Annotated in this window: 15 protein-coding genes; 8 read left to right on the top strand and 7 right to left on the bottom strand. The window is 64.1% G+C overall.

Annotated elements, in window-relative coordinates; all coding sequences use genetic code 11:
- Positions 1-101 precede the first annotated feature (101 nt).
- On the top strand, positions 102-845 hold the full coding sequence (locus tag P5704_011205) for a hypothetical protein (protein WOF80987.1): 744 nt from the start codon (positions 102-104) through the stop codon (positions 843-845).
- A gap of 2 nt (positions 846-847) precedes the next feature.
- Here P5704_011205 and P5704_011210 read toward each other — a convergent pair whose 3' ends face one another.
- The 3 genes from P5704_011210 to P5704_011220 all read right to left on the bottom strand — a co-directional run bounded on the left by P5704_011210 (position 848) and on the right by P5704_011220 (position 4,737).
- Complete coding sequence (locus tag P5704_011210) at positions 848-1,372, bottom strand: Mpo1-like protein (protein WOF80988.1); 525 nt, start codon at positions 1,370-1,372, stop codon at positions 848-850.
- A gap of 103 nt (positions 1,373-1,475) precedes the next feature.
- On the bottom strand, positions 1,476-3,041 hold the full coding sequence (locus tag P5704_011215) for a methyl-accepting chemotaxis protein (protein ID WOF80989.1): 1,566 nt from the start codon (positions 3,039-3,041) through the stop codon (positions 1,476-1,478).
- Between the two features lie 172 nt (positions 3,042-3,213).
- Positions 3,214-4,737: a 3-hydroxyacyl-CoA dehydrogenase gene (locus P5704_011220; protein WOF80990.1), complete on the bottom strand. Its 1,524-nt coding sequence runs from the start codon at positions 4,735-4,737 to the stop codon at positions 3,214-3,216.
- A gap of 118 nt (positions 4,738-4,855) precedes the next feature.
- Between P5704_011220 and P5704_011225 the strand changes: the two genes are divergently transcribed.
- Together P5704_011225 and P5704_011230 are read left to right on the top strand one after the other, a co-directional pair.
- Complete coding sequence (locus tag P5704_011225; GenBank protein WOF80991.1) at positions 4,856-5,299, top strand: PaaI family thioesterase; 444 nt, start codon at positions 4,856-4,858, stop codon at positions 5,297-5,299.
- Between the two features lie 3 nt (positions 5,300-5,302).
- Entirely contained in the window at positions 5,303-6,646 is a 1,344-nt protein-coding gene (locus tag P5704_011230; GenBank protein ID WOF80992.1) for a hypothetical protein, read from the top strand.
- 3 nt (positions 6,647-6,649) lie between these two features.
- On the opposite strand, the gene radC is transcribed toward P5704_011230, so the two are convergent.
- Complete coding sequence (gene radC / locus P5704_011235; GenBank protein ID WOF80993.1) at positions 6,650-7,324, bottom strand: DNA repair protein RadC; 675 nt, start codon at positions 7,322-7,324, stop codon at positions 6,650-6,652.
- A 138-nt stretch (positions 7,325-7,462) separates the two neighbouring features.
- Here radC and coaBC point away from each other — a divergent pair, with 138 nt between their 5' ends.
- From coaBC to argB, 4 genes are read left to right on the top strand one after another with little or no spacing between them, the layout of a single operon-like run.
- Entirely contained in the window at positions 7,463-8,671 is a 1,209-nt protein-coding gene (coaBC, locus tag P5704_011240; protein WOF80994.1) for a bifunctional phosphopantothenoylcysteine decarboxylase/phosphopantothenate--cysteine ligase CoaBC, read from the top strand.
- Between the two features lies 1 nt (position 8,672).
- On the top strand, positions 8,673-9,128 hold the full coding sequence (gene dut, locus P5704_011245) for a dUTP diphosphatase (protein WOF80995.1): 456 nt from the start codon (positions 8,673-8,675) through the stop codon (positions 9,126-9,128).
- A gap of 43 nt (positions 9,129-9,171) precedes the next feature.
- On the top strand, positions 9,172-11,742 hold the full coding sequence (locus P5704_011250) for a phosphomannomutase/phosphoglucomutase (GenBank protein ID WOF80996.1): 2,571 nt from the start codon (positions 9,172-9,174) through the stop codon (positions 11,740-11,742).
- Positions 11,743-11,757: 15 nt separating this feature from the next.
- Entirely contained in the window at positions 11,758-12,660 is a 903-nt protein-coding gene (gene argB / locus P5704_011255; protein WOF80997.1) for an acetylglutamate kinase, read from the top strand.
- A gap of 59 nt (positions 12,661-12,719) precedes the next feature.
- Here argB and P5704_011260 read toward each other — a convergent pair whose 3' ends face one another.
- From P5704_011260 to pyrE, 3 genes are all read right to left on the bottom strand, one after another.
- Positions 12,720-14,195, bottom strand: coding sequence for a DUF3360 family protein (locus P5704_011260; protein WOF80998.1), 1,476 nt, complete (start codon positions 14,193-14,195; stop codon positions 12,720-12,722).
- Between the two features lie 188 nt (positions 14,196-14,383).
- Entirely contained in the window at positions 14,384-14,950 is a 567-nt protein-coding gene (locus tag P5704_011265) for a DUF4124 domain-containing protein (protein ID WOF81214.1), read from the bottom strand.
- Between the two features lie 47 nt (positions 14,951-14,997).
- Complete coding sequence (gene pyrE / locus P5704_011270; protein WOF80999.1) at positions 14,998-15,639, bottom strand: orotate phosphoribosyltransferase; 642 nt, start codon at positions 15,637-15,639, stop codon at positions 14,998-15,000.
- Between the two features lie 85 nt (positions 15,640-15,724).
- Between pyrE and P5704_011275 the strand changes: the two genes are divergently transcribed.
- The gene (locus P5704_011275) at positions 15,725-16,504 is read left to right on the top strand and encodes an exodeoxyribonuclease III (GenBank protein ID WOF81000.1); all 780 of its coding nucleotides are present in this window, start codon (positions 15,725-15,727) and stop codon (positions 16,502-16,504) included.
- Positions 16,505-16,526: the final 22 nt, after the last annotated feature.

Raw genomic sequence — 16,526 nt, forward strand, 5'->3', positions numbered from 1 at the left:
TCATTCTTTGGGGTGATACCACTCGGCCAGCAGTCCGTTAGGCTCCAACGTGTTGCTGCCACGCACGCATAGCTTCTATAAAAATAAAAAGGAGCACGACAATGGACCGTTTAACTCGCTTCTGGCTATTGCTGATACTCGTGATATCGCCCGGCTTTACCGAGGCGGCCCCGCCCGAAAGCCCCTCTGCACTGCAGAACTTGCAGATCCACGCCAATCGCGCGACCAGCAGCCTGCTGCTCTACCGAGGCGAAGGTTTTCAGAAGGCGCACCTGTCGCGCCTGGAAGACGACATCCGTGCACTGAACGCCGCCCTGCTCAACGTCGCCAATCCCACCAGTGCCCTGCGCGAAAGTCACCAGGCGCTTCAGGCTCGGCTGCGCGAAGGCGCTGGCTTCGGCTACGAGGAAGACGACATGCCCTGGGGCTGGCCGCTGGAGATGAGCAAGGCGCTGCGCGACTTCCTCACCGCCGTTCGCGCGCAGCAAGGGGCGGACGCTCAAGCCGAATTGCCGGCCAAGGTTGAATACCTGGCCGTTCAATACCTCAGCCGCGCCTATATCGGCTCGTTCGAGATCGCCCGCGAACAGCCGGACACCTATCTCGGACAGGACGAGCGCCACCTGGTACCGGCGATCGACGCTCAGCTGGCCGAACTGGATGGCAAGCGCGATCCGGCGCTGGCCAAACTCAAGACCCGCTGGGATTTCCTCAAGGTGGCGCTGGCAGACATGAACAGCGGCAGCAACAACTTCACCACCGCCTCAGGTCGGCCCTTCGCGCCAATCATGGTCGACCGCCATGCGCGCAGCCTCAGCGATCAGTGGATGGCGGCCAAGCCTTGACATCAACCGTGGGCGGCTGAGTCGCGCAGCCGCACAGGACCGACCCGTGCCTCGATGGCGAGGCGCAACGGTTCACGCAGACCGAGCATGAAACCAAGCTCGGCAGCGACGAACAGCGGCCCGATGATCAGCCCGGTGAGATCATCGACGAACGCCGGCTTGCGTCCCTCGAAATAATGCCCGATGAACTGGATGATCCAGCCGAGCGCGAACAATCCCACCCCAACGCCCAGCCACAGCGCCATCGTCGCGCCGGCCAGAACTGCGCCCAGCCATACGCAGAGCAGCAGCACGGCGCTCATCAGCAAGCCGTAACGCAGATCGAGACGAAGGTAGAAAACCGCAGCGGCGAGCGACACCAGCGCCGCCGGGCTCAGCCACAACCCGGCCCATACGATGCCCGGCCGCGACAGCAGGATCGCCACCGCCAGCACGATCAGCGGAATGCCGATGAAATGGGTGAGCAGGTTGCGCGGATCGCGATGATAGGCCGCGTACTGCGTCAGGTGATCGGTGAGGGTCTTCATTGGCGGCATCTCCGGAAGTCGCGTCTGGCCAAGCTTAGCCGGTCGCTGCGACTGCAGCGTCGCCAGAAACAGGGCGATCGCGCCAACATCGGTGGCTGCCGGGCTACTGCTCGGGACGATAGCCCAGCCGCAGACCACCCCAGTGGCGCCCACCGACCATGATCGGCACGGACAGGTCGTGCATCAGTTCCCCGGTATCGCGGCTGTAGGTCTGCAACAGCAGACGGCGCTGATGGCTGCCGCAGCGCCCGCCGGTGCGATCGTTGAACAGGCGCTTGCTACGGCTCTTGAGGCGGTCGATTTCCGGGTTGCCCACCGGTGGCTGGCTGAACGCGCGGTTGTGGGTCGGCACGTAGCCTTCCGGCGTCGTGGCGATGGCATACACCAGCGCCGAATGTTTCTGCAGCAACGGCTCCTGAATAGCCGGCAGGACCTCGTCGGCATAGCGGTCGAAGCGTGTCTGATACTTCACCGGATCGGTGTTGGCCTGCGCCCGATAGTTGCGGTCGAAGAGGTCATCGAGACTGACCCGACCAGCCTGGATATCGGCTTCGAAACGCGCACCGATGGCCGCTGCCCCCTGGCGCGCCAAGTCGAACATGGCCTGGTGATAATCGTCGAGCTGGACTTCGGCCAGTTGCTCGCTGGCGCTCTCGGCCTGCGCTACCAGACGTTCCGCCGCCAGCTCGAGCTGGCGGGTCTGCTCCTCGCTGTCCAGGGCATCGGTACGCAGCTGATCGAGGGCACCGAACTGGCCGGTCAGGCGCTGATGGTTGTCGGCGGTGCCGGTGGTGATCTGCTCGACCTGGCTTTCGACGCTGCCGGCCAGTTCGGCGATGCCGCTGAGCTGCTCACCGGTGCTGGCGATCTGCTCGGCCGCGGCGTCCAGCTCGTTGCCCTGGCGCTGGATGTAACTGACCACCGCTTCGCTCTGCTCGCGGATGTCGGCCACCATGCGACCGACCTCCTCGGTGGCACTGGAGGTGCGCGCCGCCAGGCTGCGCACCTCGTCGGCGACCACGGCAAAGCCGCGGCCGGCTTCACCGGCACGGGCGGCCTCGATGGCTGCGTTGAGGGCCAGCAGGTTGGTCTGGCTGGCGATGGACTGGATCACGTCGGTAATGCGGCGGATTTCCTCGGTCCGCACCGAGAGCCCGTCAATCAGCTCACGGCTGGCGTGGGTCTGGGCACTGAGCTGTTGCATGCGTTCGATGGCACGCTGCAGTTCGGCTTGCCCGGTGTCGCTGCGCTCGCGCACGGCTTGCGCGGCATCCAGCGTGTGCCGGGCCCGCTCGGCGCTGTCCTGCTCGGTGGCGGCGATGGCCTGGGCGCCATTGGCGATTTCGCTGACTGCCTGCAGCTGCGATTTCAAGCGAATGGCCAGCTGCTCGGCGCTGAAAGCGACCTGAGCAGCAGACAGGGCGTTGTGGCAGGTATTGCGCGAGAGATTCTTGGTCAGCTCGGCGAAGCTCTGCGGCGCCTCGTCGACAGCCGTGGCGCCGCCGGCCGCCGCACCCCACGAGGTGAACCAGGGCCAAAGCGCCGCCACCATCAGCAGCGCAGCGGTCACTGGCAAGGGCGGTGCCAGCCAATAATGCACGAGCAGCACACCGATGATCAGCACGGCATGGAACGCGGCGGCCTTGGAGTGGCGGTAGGCGGGGCTCATGGACGGCCTCTTGTGCTTTGTCGGATCGATCCGACGTTGTACCCATACCCTCCAATAAAGAACAGTAGTGCCTTAGTAGCAACGTGCCGTCATCGGAGGCTTACTCCAGTCTTAACGGCCGCACCCGCGCAAACTGAAGCGATAGACCTCCTTCTCCAAGCGCCGTCGGTCGTCAGCCAGCGACTGGACGATCAGGCGCGGTCAGCGGCAGGGACAGCTGCACGCGCCGACGCAACCACGGGCTGGGGCGATAGCGCGCCTCGCCGCCATAGCAGCCCTGCATGGCCTGAAGGATGGCGAGAATTCGCCCCGCGCCGTAGTGCTCGGCAAAGCCCAGTGGCCCTTTCGGATAGCCCAGCGCCAGGGTGATCGCGCGGTCGAGCGTCTGCGCATCGGCAATACCCTTCTGCGCAATCTCACAACCGAGATTGACGATGCTCGCCACCACCCGCTGACTGACGAAACCGGGCGAGTCGTTGATCACCTCCACCGGTACGCCATCGTGACTCAGGGCCTGTCGCGCCTGTGCTTCGAGCGCGGGGTCGAGCGCCGGTTGGCGCATCAGTACCCGGCGCCGGTCGAAGTCGGCGAACAGGTCGAAGGCGATACTGCGCGTGGCGGGCAGATTCAGCCTGGCGATCATCGTGGCGGCATCCTCACCCAGCGGGGTGATCAGGCAGATGGCGCGCTCCGATGGCCTCTCGCCGGTTTCCAGCTGCGTACCGGCCTCGCGTAACAACGCCGCCAGCTGGCCACGCAATTCGGCATCCTGACTGTCCAGCCAGAACGGGCGCTCGACGACTACCGGCGGCAATTTTGGCTCCGGCGTGCGGATCTGCTGGCCGTTCTCGTAGCGGTAGTAACCCTGCCCGGTCTTGCGTCCGAGCAACCCCGCGGCGACCCGCTGCGCCGCCTGGTAGGACGGTGTATAGCGCGGGTCCTGATAGAACTGCTGGTACACCGACTCCATCACCGCATGGGAAATATCCAGCCCGGTGAGATCGAACAGCTCGAACGGCCCCATGCGAAAGCCCGGGCCGTCGCGCAGAATGCGATCGATCTGCTCGGCATCGGCGATACCCTCGGCAAGGATGCGCTGCGCCTCGGTGCTATAGGCGCGACCGGCATGGTTGACCAGAAAGCCGGGAGTATCCGGCGTGATCGCCGGAAAATGCCCAGCCTCTTCGGCCAGCTTGACCAGTCGCTCGATGTTCTGCGGATCGCTGCGCTCACCGCGCACCACTTCCACCAGCTTCATCAGCGGCACCGGATTGAAGAAGTGAAAACCCGCCACCCGCTCCGGGTGCTGGCAGGCCGCGGCGATGCGCGTGACGGAAAGCGACGAGGTGTTGGTCGCCAGCACCGCGTCCTCGGCGAGCAGCGACTCCAGCTCGAGGCAGAGCGCCTGCTTGGCCTCGAGATTCTCGACGATCGCCTCGATCACCAGATCGCAGCCGGACAGATCGGCCAGCGCGGGTGCCGCCTGCATGCGCGCCAGCGTGGCGTCGAGCTCGGCGACGCTCAGCCGCCCCTTGGCCACGCCGCGCTCGAGCAGCTCGCGGTTGAAGCGCAGCGCCTCGCTGATCGACTCGCTGCGTGCATCATGCAACCACACCTGCTTGCCGGCGCCGGCGAACAATTGCGCGATCCCGCGGCCCATGGCGCCCGCGCCGACGATGCCGATACGCTCAAACATGCAAACCTCCTCACGAGCAATGTGAAATTTCGCAGTGCGGAACAAGATTCCATCGAATTGACCCTGAGCGTAAAGACTGCCAATCTCCAGTGCAAGTCAGCAGCCGAACCGCTCGTTCATGTCCGATCAGTCCTATCCTGCCGCCACACTGCAACAGGTCGAAAGCTCGTTGACCGGGTTCTTCCGGGACCTGGGTTGCCAGCTCAAGGAGTACGGCCCGCAGCGCGTGGTGGTCGAACTGCTGTTGTTGCCGCGTCACCTGAACAACGCCAGCAACCTGCACGGCGGCGTCACGGCGACCCTGCTGGACGTGGCGATGGGGCTCTGCGGAACCTGGGTCGAACAGCCGGAACAGCGCCGCGTGGCGACCACGCTGTCGATGAACGTGAACTTCAGCGCACCGGCGCCAGTGGGCAGCCGCATCCGTGCGATCGCTGTCTGCCGCTCCGCCGGGCACAAGGTGTTCATGGCCAGCTGCGACCTGCTGGACGAAAAGGACCAGTTGCTGGTCTTCGGCGAAGGCGTATACAAGCGCGGCAAACTGCGTAGCGAGCTGCCCTGAGCGATGCTTGCCCTGCTCCCGCTGGCGCTCGTTTGCGAGCTGTTCGCGCTGGTCACGCGCCTGCAGTTGCCGAGCGTGATCAGTGGTGCGCTGTTGGTGCTGTTCTTCGCCTGGCGCTGGCGCTCGCTGATGCCCTACCCGCGCCGGCTCGGAGTGGTCACCCTGGGGCTGTTCGGCTACTGGGTATTGTTCAACGAGCCTGACTGGCGGCAGGCCCAGCGGATGCTCGGCGCCGCGGCCTACTATGGCGCGTTCATCGGCGCGCTCGGGCTTGCCCATTGCGCGGTCAAGCGGATGCCGCAACTTGGCGAGCTGCATCGATTGCTGTTACGGCAACCGGGTGCCAGCCTCTACCCGAGCTATCTGTTCAGCACCTTTGCGATCAGCTCGGTGCTGAGCTTCGGCATGCTCAATCTGGTCTGCGGTTCACTGGAGCGCTATCTGGATCGGCAGTCGTACAGTCCGACCCAGCGCCGCGAGGGCGCCAGGGGCGTGATGGTGACGGCCCTGCGCGGCTTCGCTCTGGTGCCCTTGCTGGCACCGACCAGCGTGGCAGTAGCGATCCTCACCCGCGAGTTGCCGGGACTGAGCTGGAGCGCCCTGCTGCCATTCGGCCTGCTCTGCGGCGCCATCCTGCTGTTGGTGGGTTGGCCGATGGAAAACCACCGTCTGCGGCAATTGCGGGAAACCGATGCCCCGGCAAGTGGCTCGAGCACTACCGGGCCGGCAAATGGGCTGCGCAACCTGCTGTACGGCAGCTTGCTCGGCATCCTGCTGATCGCGCTGCTGGCCAGCCTGACCCCACTCTCGGCGACCCAGGCCGCCATGCTGCTGGTGCCGCTCGCGGTAGTCGGGCTGCTGCTGTATCAGGGCGGCTCGCCGACAACGGTCTATGCCGAGGTACGCGACACCCTGGCCGGCATGCGCAACGAAACCTTCATCTTCGCCTGCTCGGCACTGCTCGGTGGCCTCACGGCTGTGCTGATCCCGGTCGAGAGACTCGCCAGCCACTTCAGCAGCACGCCGTTGGCGCTGTTCGGTCTCGGCAGTGCCGGCATGCTGGCGATCATCGCCCTGGCCCTGCTCGGTGTCGCGCCGATCATCTCCCTGAGCCTGTGCGCCGCACTGCTCGCGCAGCTGGCCGGACACGGCGTGGCGATCATGCAGCCGGCAGTGGCGCTGCTGATCGGTTTTTCGCTGGCCATGCTGCTCTCGCCCTATGGCCCCTCGGCGCTAATGCTGGCGCGCCACGCGCAATTGTCGCCGTGGCGCATCGCCTTCGGCTGGAACGGCCGCTTCGTGCTGCTGGTGCTCGGCCCGCTGTTGCTGGTGCCGCTGCTGGCGTAGCGTTCACATCCAGCCGTATTCGGCCATCGACAGCGGCTCGCCGTCACCGACGATGAAGTGATCGAGCACCCGCACATCGATCAGTGCCAGCGCTTCTTTCAGCCGCTGGGTCAGCTGACGATCCGCCTGACTTGGCTCGGCGACGCCGGACGGGTGATTGTGGGTGAGGATGACCGCCGCCGCATTCTGCGCCAGGGCGCGTTTGACCACCTGCCGCGGGTAAACGCTGGCGCCATCGATGGTGCCGTGGAACAACACCTCGAAGGCCAGCACGCGATGCTTGGAGTCGAGAAACAGACAGCCGAACAGTTCGTGCGGCTCATGCCGCAGCCGCGCCTTGAGGTAGTCGCGCACCGCCTGCGGCGACTCCAGCGCCGAATCCCGGCGCAGCCGCTCGGCCAGATGCCGGCGGCCCATCTCCAGCACTGCCTGCAGCTGGGTAAACTTCGCCGGCCCCAGGCCCAGGTGTGCACTGAATTGATCGAGCTCCGCCTCCAGCAATGCGCGCAGGCTGCCGAACTCGGCGAGCAGATGGCGAGCCAGATCCACCGCACTTTTGCCGGCGACCCCGGTACGCAGAAATATCGCCAGCAATTCGGCGTCGGAAAGCGCAGCGGCGCCCTGTTCGAGTAGCTTTTCCCGCGGCCGCTCCGCCGCCGGCCAGTCACGTATGCTCATGTCCTCTCCCTGTCGAGCAAGCCCACTTTTCCGCTGTGGGCGCTGTGCTATCTTAGCCCGTCATTTTTCCGGGGTATCGGGCGTGTTCTGACCTGGTTCTCACTCCGGAGAGTCCCTAAGAGATAACAAGGCAGGCCTATGCAGCGGCTGTATCGTAAACGCATCGTCCTGGGCGTCGGCGGCGGCATCGCCGCCTACAAGAGCGCCGAACTGGTCCGCCGCCTGCGCGACCACGGCGCCGAAGTCCGGGTGGTGATGACCCAGGGCGGTCGTGAATTCATCACGCCTCTCACCCTGCAGGCGCTCTCCGGCCATCCGGTTCATCTGGACCTGCTTGACCCCGCCGCCGAAGCGGCGATGGGCCACATCGAACTGGCACGCTGGGCAGACCTGGTATTGATCGCGCCGGCCACCGCCGACCTCATGGCCCGCCTGGCTCAGGGCGTCGCCAATGATCTGCTGACCACCGTGGTGCTGGCGACCAATGCCCCGGTCGCCCTGGCACCGGCCATGAACCAGGCCATGTGGGCCGACCCGGCCACCCAGGCCAATCGCGAATTGCTGCTGGAACGTGGCATTCGTCTGTTCGGCCCCGGTTCCGGCAGCCAGGCCTGCGGCGACGTCGGCATGGGCCGCATGCTCGAGGCCGACGAACTGGCCCAGGCCGCCGCGGACTGCTTCGCGACCGGCCTGCTGACGGGCAAGCATCTGCTGATCACCGCAGGTCCGACCCAGGAAAACATCGATCCGGTTCGCTACATCACCAACCACAGCTCCGGCAAGATGGGCTTCGCCTTGGCCGAGGCGGCCGCCGAAGCTGGCGCGCGGGTCACGCTGGTGACCGGCCCGGTATTCCTGCCGACGCCCGATCGCGTACAGCGCATCGACGTGGTCAGCGCCCGCGACATGCTCGCCGCATGCGAAGCGGCGATGCCCTGCGACATTCTCGTCGCCGCAGCAGCGGTAGCCGACTACCGCCCGGAAGTGGTGGCACCGCACAAACTGAAGAAAGACCCCACGACCGGTGACGGCCTGCTGCTGCAGATGGTGCGCAACCCGGACATTCTCGCCACGCTGGCCAGCCGCGCGGACCGCCCGTTCTGCGTCGGTTTCGCCGCGGAGACCGAGAATCTGCTGGAGTACGCCACACGCAAGCTGCGCGACAAGAATCTCGACCTGATCGTCGCCAATGACGTCGCCAACCCCAGCATCGGCTTCAACAGCGAAGACAACGCCGTCAGCGTGATCGACCGCCAGCAACACGAAACCCGTTTCGGCCAGGCCAGCAAGGGACATATCGCCCGCGCGCTGGTGGCCTTCATCGCCGACCGCTACAAAGAGTCCTGACATGCACGCACTTCAAGCCAAGATTCTCGACCCTCGCCTCGGCCAGGACTTCCCCCTTCCCGAGTATGCGACACCGGGCTCCGCCGGCCTTGACCTGCGCGCCATGCTGCAGAGCGACGCCGTGCTCGAACCGGGCCAGACGCTGCTGATTCCCACCGGCCTGGCCATCCACATCGCCGATCCGACCCTGGCCGCGCTGATCCTGCCGCGTTCGGGCCTGGGCCATAAGCACGGCATCGTGCTCGGCAACCTGGTCGGTCTGATCGACTCGGATTACCAGGGCGAGCTGATGGTGTCCTGCTGGAACCGCGGGCAGAGCGCCTTCACCATCGCCGTCGGCGAGCGCATCGCACAGCTGATGCTGGTACCGGTGGTACAGGCCCGCTTCGAACTGGTCGACAGCTTCGACAGCAGCGACCGCGGTGCTGGCGGCTTCGGCCACTCCGGCAGCCACTGAGTCACCGCGTACCGCTTATCTTCAGGATGATTCGAGGAGCTTCATGGCACTCTTCAAGCGCACCGCCAAGGATTCAGGCGTTCTGAACCCGACCGATACCCGCAGCAAGCGCGGCGGGTTCACCCTCAAGCCATTGCTCGGTGGCCTAACAGCCTGCCTGATCGGGCTCGGCGCGGCCGCCGCGCTGATCTGGCTCGGGCTGCAGGGCGCTCAGCAGCAGCAACAGACGCAACTCGCCGAGGCCTGGAGCCAGAGCCAGGCAAGCGCATTGCAGCAGGCACTGCGACGACTGCGTGCCGACGCCCAGACAGCGGTGGAGCAGCAACGTCTGGTGGACGTCGTCCGCGGTGATGCCGAGCGCAGGCGCGAAGCCGAACAGCGCCTGCTGGAGTTGCCCGGCGTGGTCGACGCGCACCTCAATCCACGCGGCAGAGCGGTGCCGGACACCAGCCGCCCGGGCCCGCTGAACTTCGCTGCGCTCGATCTGCTGCAGCGGGTCGAAGCAGGCCAGTCGGCCGCTCCGGAAGCCTACAAGATCGACAACCGCTGGCTGCTCTACAGTGCGATTCCGCTGCGCGCAGAGGGTGAGCAGGCGATTCGTGGCACGCTGCTGCTGGTCAGCGATCTCCAGCACCTGTTCGCGACACTCCCGGCGCTGCCCGACGAAGCCGGCCAGCTGCGGCTGACCCAGCAGTTCTCCGGCGCACCCGAGCAGGTGCTGCTGCAGCGCGGCACCGCGGCCGACAATGCTTCCGCGCTGACCCTCGCCAGCGGCAACGCCAACTGGAAGCTGGCCTACCTGCCCGGTGCTATCGATCAGCCGGCGCTCATGCCGCTGCTCCTGCTCGCGGCCGCTCTGGTGGCGATTGCCGGCGTGCTGATCGGCCTGCAGCTGGTGCTCGGTAGCCAGCAACGCAGGCTACGCGAAGACGTGTTGCAGATGAGCCGTCTGCTACAGGAACTCTCCACCGGCAAGACCATCAAAATACCGGCCTTGAGCCTGCCGGTCCTCGACGCACTGGCCAGGAACATGGTCCGACTGCCTGTCCGCCAAGCTGGGCCGGCTCCGACTCAGGCACCCGCCGCGGCTCCAGCCGTTCGGCCCGCCAAACCTACCGAGTACGTCGATCCGCGCTTGCCGGACACCGATATTCTCGACATCGATATTCTCGACGAGGACCAGGACATCTTCGGCCTCGACACCAAGGAGCGAGAACCCGCAATGAGCAGTGCCAAAGCCCCGAATTTGCCCGCCAGTATCTTCCGCGCCTACGATATCCGTGGCGTTGTCGGCGACAGCCTGACTACCGAGACCGCCTACTGGGTCGGCCGCGCCATCGGGTCCGAGAGCCTCGCCAAGGGTGAACCCAACGTATCGGTTGGCCGCGACGGACGCCTGTCCGGCCCCGAACTGGTCCAGCACCTCATCCAAGGCCTGCTCGACAGCGGTTGCGACGTCAGCGATATCGGCATGGTGCCGACGCCGGTGCTCTATTACGCAGCCAACATTCTCGCCGGCAAGTCCGGCGTGATGCTCACCGGTAGCCACAACCCACCGGACTACAACGGCTTCAAGATCGTCATCGCCGGCGACACCCTGGCCAACGAACAGATCCAGACCCTGCGCAAACGCATCGAGACCAACGACCTGTCCAGCGGCGTCGGCAAGGTCGAGCAGGTCGATGTACTGGAGCGCTACTTCGAGCAGATTCGCAATGACATTGCCATGGCCAAGCCGATGAAGGTGGTGGTCGACTGCGGCAACGGCGTGGCCGGCGTCATCGCCCCGCGCATGATCGAGGCGTTGGGCTGCACCGTGATCCCGCTGTACTGCGAGGTCGACGGCAACTTCCCGAACCACCATCCGGACCCGGGCAAGCCCGAGAATCTGGTCGATCTGATCGCCAAGGTGAAATCCGAGAAGGCCGACCTGGGCCTGGCCTTCGACGGCGACGGCGACCGCGTCGGCGTGGTGACCAACGCCGGCAGCATGATCTACCCAGACCGTCTGCTGATGCTGTTCGCCAAGGATGTGGTATCACGCAACCCAGGCGCCGACATCATCTTCGACGTCAAATGCACCCGCCGCCTGACGCCGCTGATCAGCGGCTACGGTGGCCGCCCGGTGATGTGGAAGACCGGCCACTCGCTGATCAAGAAGAAGATGAAGGAATCCGGGGCATTGCTGGCCGGTGAAATGAGCGGGCATATCTTCTTCAAGGAGCGCTGGTTCGGCTTCGACGACGGCATCTACAGCGCCGCGCGGCTGCTGGAAATCCTCAGCCAGGACAAGCGTGACGCCGAGCAGGTGTTCGCCGCGTTCCCCTGCGATATCTCGACGCCGGAGATCAACATCACGGTGACAGAGGAAAGCAAATTCACCATCATGGACGCCCTGCAACGTGACGCTCAGTGGGGCGAAGCCAACCTGATCACCCTCGACGGTGTACGGGTCGACTATCCCAAGGGCTGGGGCCTGATCCGCGCCTCGAACACCACACCGGTTCTGGTGCTGCGCTTCGAGGCCGACAGCGAGGAAGAACTCGGCCGTATTCAGGACGTTTTCCGCGCACAGCTACTCAACGTTGCACCCGACCTCAAACTGCCGTTCTGATTTGCGGAGCCCTGCATGACCCTCAGCCGTGAAGCTGCCACCCAATTCGCCAAGGTACTGTCCGAGGCGCTGCCCTACATCCGCCGCTTCGTCGGCAAGACGCTGGTCATCAAGTACGGCGGCAACGCGATGGAGAGCGAGGAGCTGAAAACCGGCTTCGCGCGCGACATCGTGCTGATGAAGGCGGTCGGCATCAATCCGGTGGTGGTGCACGGTGGCGGTCCGCAGATCGGCGACCTGCTCAAGCGGCTGAACATCGAAAGCCACTTCATCGACGGCATGCGGGTCACCGACAGCCAGACCATGGACGTGGTGGAGATGGTCCTCGGCGGGCAGGTCAACAAGAGCATCGTCAGCCTGATCAACCAGCATGGCGGCAGCGCCATCGGCCTGACCGGCAAGGACGCCGGCCTGATCCGCGCCAAGAAGCTCAAGGCCACGCGGCAGACACCGGAAATGACCAAACCGGAAATCATCGACATCGGCCATGTCGGCGAAGTCACCGGCGTCAATGCCGAACTGCTGGAAATGCTGGTGCAGGGCAACTTCATCCCGGTGATCGCGCCGATTGGCGTGGGCGAGAACGGCGAGTCCTACAACATCAACGCCGACCTGGTCGCAGGCAAGGTGGCCGAAGCGCTGAAAGCCGAGAAGCTGATGCTGCTGACCAACATCGCCGGCCTGATGGACAAGCAGGGCAGCGTGCTGACCGGCCTGTCCACGGCCCAGGTCGACGCACTGATCGCCGATGGCACCATCTACGGCGGCATGCTGCCGAAGATCCGCTGCGCGCTGGAAGCGGTGCAAGGCGGCGTCAACAGCGCTCACATCATCGATGGCCGCGTGCCCAATGCGGTGTTGCTGGAGATCTTCACCGACGTCGGCGTCGGCACGCTGATCACCAACAGCCAGGGCTGAAGCAGACGCAAAAGCAAAGGGAGCCTAGGCTCCCTTTTTCATGCCGCGCTGTCCGCCAGTCAGAGATCGATACGGAACGACTCGAGCATAGCCGGAATGCCCGGGAACATACCGATGCCCAGCATCACCGCGCAAAGCACGATGAAGACGATCGTCGGGATGACCCAACGGTGCAGGTGGCTCAGGGACTGGCCCCGCTCCTTGTCGCCGATCAGCCCGAGATTGTCGAGCAGCACGGTCAGTGACCAGCCGAACACCGGGTTAACCAGCGCCGAAGAGAAGATCACGATGGCTGCCGACTGCGAGGTCTTGCCCTCGCGGGTCATCTGCATGCCCGCTTCCAGCAGCGGCAGGAACACCCCGACCATCAATGCCACGCTCAGTACCGGCGGCCAGATCGCCAGGTCCATCGGATAACCCCAAAGCGCCGCAACCACGCAGAGCAGGCCGGTGAGCAACGCACCGGCGGGAATCGGGCGCTTGGCAATGGCAGCCGGCACCATGAAGGTGCCCCAGGACGAGGCCAGGTTACCGCCGCCCAGCGACGTCCCGACGATCTGCCGTGCCGCTGCAACGCACATGGTGTCATCGATGTTCATCAACACCTTCTTCGCCTTCGGCGGATAGTTCAGCTGCTGGAACACTCGATGTCCGAGAAAGTCCGGCGACCACATGGCTACCGCCAGCACGGCGAAGGGCGCGACGGCAATGAAGTGATGCAACTCGGGCAGACCGATCTGCCAGCCGGTGTTCTCGCCCCACCAGTACATTGGATTCAGGCTGGGCACGCCCGGCTCGGTGGTGAATTCGAACGGAGCGCCCAAGGCGAAGGCGATCACCGCCGCGAGCGCCGAGCCCAACGGAATCGCCAGCCAGCGCATGCGGATGTGTTCGAGATAGGCGTACATCACGATGGTGGCGAACACCACGACGAAGGCGATGTAGCCCATGTCGAAGCTGTCGGCCCAGCCAAACAGTTTCTTGATCTGCGAGGTGATGCCGATGAAGCCCAGGTACAGCAGCAGACCACCGCAGACGCCGTCGCTGGTCAGGCGCGCCAACAGGCTACCGCCCTTGAAGACACCCAAGGTGAAACCGAGCACACCCACCATGATTCCCAACGCCATCGGATGCCCGCCCGACGCGACGATCAAGGGAATCAGCGGGATCAGCGGCCCGTGGGTCCCGGCCAGGTTGACCGTGGGATTGAGAAAACCGGAGAACACCACGACAAACAGCAGCGCCGCAATCAGCATCTCGTAGCGCGCGTTCTCGATCACGAACTCGTTGGAAAGCCCCATCGGGCCGGCGAAAGCCGCAACAACAGCCGCCACCATGACGATCTTGCCGATGGTCGCCGCCATCGCCGGCACCCAGTCCTCGTACTCGAAACGGTAGTCACGAAACGGCAGGTTTATGCCCCAGCGCTTCGGCGCCATGATCTCCAGTTCGTGCTCGAGGTATTCAGAGCGAGTCGCGAAATCTCCCTTCGGCTTGTGAAGCTCCTGATAACTGCGTAGGTCCCTACCATTCATGCTAGTCAGCCATACCGAAAAATTTGCGCCACGGTACAGACTGACCCCGAGCAACTCATCACGACCTTGAAACTATTGAGCTAGAGCGGTCTTTTATGATAGTAAGCAAGCTACTCATTGAGCTACTGGCATGCCAAATAGCCACGCCGAACCGCGCAGATCAGTTGAATCAAAGAGGTATCAGCATCTTACTGCTTTTGCCCTAGCAGTTCGGCAATTCGCTGGCGATCGCTGGCAAAGCTGACTTCCGCATCGGCGCGCGCCTTTTCGAAACGCTTGAGGTCGCGCAGCAGGCTTTGCTCTTCCTTTTCCAGGTTTTCGATCTGTGCCAACAGGTTACCCGGCACCTTGCGGCCCGCTCGCTCATGGTCCGCCGCCTGCTTGCGCAAGCTGGCGTGCTGGCTGCGTATGGATTGCAGATTGCCCCGAGCCAAGCCCATCACGCTGTCGAGCTCGGAAAGCTTGCGGGTTTCCGCCCGTTCGACATCCTCGACACTGGTATACAGACGCAGTAGCTGCGCATCCGATGCAGCGCGAGCCTTCTGCGCCTGCATACGGGCAAACTCCTCCGCGGTCGGTGCCGGCGGCACCTCGCGGACCACTCGCCCTTGCTCGTTGAGCACCTGATATCCGCGCGAAATGTGTTGCGGCGGCACGCCATGGCGATCGAGTACGACCACGCCACGGTCGTCCACATAGCGATACAGCTCGGCAGCCGAGGCCAGTACCGGACATATGACTCCCAGCAGGAGCATCGTACGAGCGGCTACCGATTTACGCATGGCGCATTACCTACCCAGAGTCAGATTCCGTACTGCTCGCGATAAGCCTGTACCGCGGGCAGGTGCTGTTTCAGTTGAGCGTCGTCGGCGAGATATTCCAGCACTTGCTCCAGGGACACAATACTGATTACCGGCATTCGATAATCACGTTCAACTTCTTGAATCGCCGATAGCTCGCCCTGCCCTCTTTCCTGTCGATTCAAGGCGATGAGCACGCCGGCGGCCTCGGCTTTCTGCGCCTGGATGATCTGCATCACTTCGCGGATCGCGGTGCCGGCGGTGATCACGTCATCGACGATCAGCACACGCCCCGCCAACGGCGCACCAACCAATGTGCCGCCCTCGCCATGATCCTTGGCTTCCTTGCGGTTGAAGCACCACGGTAAGTCGCGCTGATGCTGCTCGGCCAACGCGATGGCGGTGGCCGCTCCGAGCGGAATCCCCTTGTAGGCCGGGCCGAAGATGACGTCGAAATCCAGACCGCTCTGCATCACCGCCGATGCATAGAAGCGGCCGAGCTGCGCAAGTGCGCTGCCACTGTTGAACAGGCCGGCATTGAAGAAATAGGGACTGGTGCGTCCCGACTTGAGAGTGAACTCACCGAAACGCAGAACGCCGCGCTCGATGGCGAAGCGAATGAACTCGCGCTGGTACGCCTGCATGAAGAAATTTCCCGGAAAACCACTGTTTTAGCTAATTGCGAAGAGCTTGGGTTATCATACACGCACGTGTTTTTAGGGGCCATTTATGCGGATCATCAGCGTCAACGTGAATGGCATTCAAGCGGCGGCACAGCGGGGATTGCTCAGCTGGCTGCAAGCGCAGAATGCCGATGTCATCTGCCTGCAAGATACCCGCGCCTCTGCCTTGGAACTCGACGATCCGGCCTATCAGCTGGACGGTTACTTTCTCTATGCCTGCGATGCAGAGATTCCGGAGCAGGGAGGCGTGGCGCTCTACTCAAGGCTGCAGCCGAAGGCCGTCATCACCGGACTGGGCTTCGAGACGGCGGATCGCTACGGGCGCTACCTGCAGGCGGATTTCGACAAGGTCAGTATCGCCAGTCTCTTAGTGCCTTCCGGCCACGGCGGCGATGCCAACCTGAACCACAAGCTCAAGTTCATGGACGAGTTCGCCCACTACCTGGACAAGCAGCGCCGCAAGCGTCGCGAGTACATCTATTGCGGCTCGCTGTATGTCGCCCACCAGAAGCTGGATGTGAAGAACTGGCGCGACTGTCAGCAGGACCCAGGGTTCCTGGCTCCCGAGCGCGCCTGGCTGGACGAGATTTTCGGCAACATGGGCTATATCGATGCCCTGCGCGAAGTCAATCGCGAAGGCGATCTGTTCAGCTGGTGGCCAGATACCGAGCAGGCCGAAATGCTCAATCTCGGCTGGCGTTTCGACTACCAGATACTGACATCCGGCCTGCGCCGCTTCGTACGCGGTGCTCGCCTGCCACGTCAGCCGCGCTTCTCCCAGCACGCGCCGCTGATCGTGGACTACGACTGGACGCTGAGCCTTTAAGCTGCAAGCTGCAAGCTGCAAG

The sequence above is a fragment of the Pseudomonas sp. FeN3W genome, from assembly GCA_030263805.2.
Lineage (GTDB): Bacteria > Pseudomonadota > Gammaproteobacteria > Pseudomonadales > Pseudomonadaceae > Stutzerimonas > Stutzerimonas stutzeri_G.

Coding starts and splice junctions, on each gene's coding strand:
- P5704_011205 (WOF80987.1), top strand. CDS start 102: ATGGACCGTTTAACTCGCTTCTGGCTATTGCTGATACTCGTGATATCG.
- P5704_011210 (WOF80988.1), bottom strand. CDS start 1,372: ATGAAGACCCTCACCGATCACCTGACGCAGTACGCGGCCTATCATCGC.
- P5704_011215 (WOF80989.1), bottom strand. CDS start 3,041: ATGAGCCCCGCCTACCGCCACTCCAAGGCCGCCGCGTTCCATGCCGTG.
- P5704_011220 (WOF80990.1), bottom strand. CDS start 4,737: ATGTTTGAGCGTATCGGCATCGTCGGCGCGGGCGCCATGGGCCGCGGG.
- P5704_011225 (WOF80991.1), top strand. CDS start 4,856: ATGTCCGATCAGTCCTATCCTGCCGCCACACTGCAACAGGTCGAAAGC.
- P5704_011230 (WOF80992.1), top strand. CDS start 5,303: ATGCTTGCCCTGCTCCCGCTGGCGCTCGTTTGCGAGCTGTTCGCGCTG.
- radC (WOF80993.1), bottom strand. CDS start 7,324: ATGAGCATACGTGACTGGCCGGCGGCGGAGCGGCCGCGGGAAAAGCTA.
- coaBC (WOF80994.1), top strand. CDS start 7,463: ATGCAGCGGCTGTATCGTAAACGCATCGTCCTGGGCGTCGGCGGCGGC.
- dut (WOF80995.1), top strand. CDS start 8,673: ATGCACGCACTTCAAGCCAAGATTCTCGACCCTCGCCTCGGCCAGGAC.
- P5704_011250 (WOF80996.1), top strand. CDS start 9,172: ATGGCACTCTTCAAGCGCACCGCCAAGGATTCAGGCGTTCTGAACCCG.
- argB (WOF80997.1), top strand. CDS start 11,758: ATGACCCTCAGCCGTGAAGCTGCCACCCAATTCGCCAAGGTACTGTCC.
- P5704_011260 (WOF80998.1), bottom strand. CDS start 14,195: ATGAATGGTAGGGACCTACGCAGTTATCAGGAGCTTCACAAGCCGAAG.
- P5704_011265 (WOF81214.1), bottom strand. CDS start 14,950: ATGCTCCTGCTGGGAGTCATATGTCCGGTACTGGCCTCGGCTGCCGAG.
- pyrE (WOF80999.1), bottom strand. CDS start 15,639: ATGCAGGCGTACCAGCGCGAGTTCATTCGCTTCGCCATCGAGCGCGGC.
- P5704_011275 (WOF81000.1), top strand. CDS start 15,725: ATGCGGATCATCAGCGTCAACGTGAATGGCATTCAAGCGGCGGCACAG.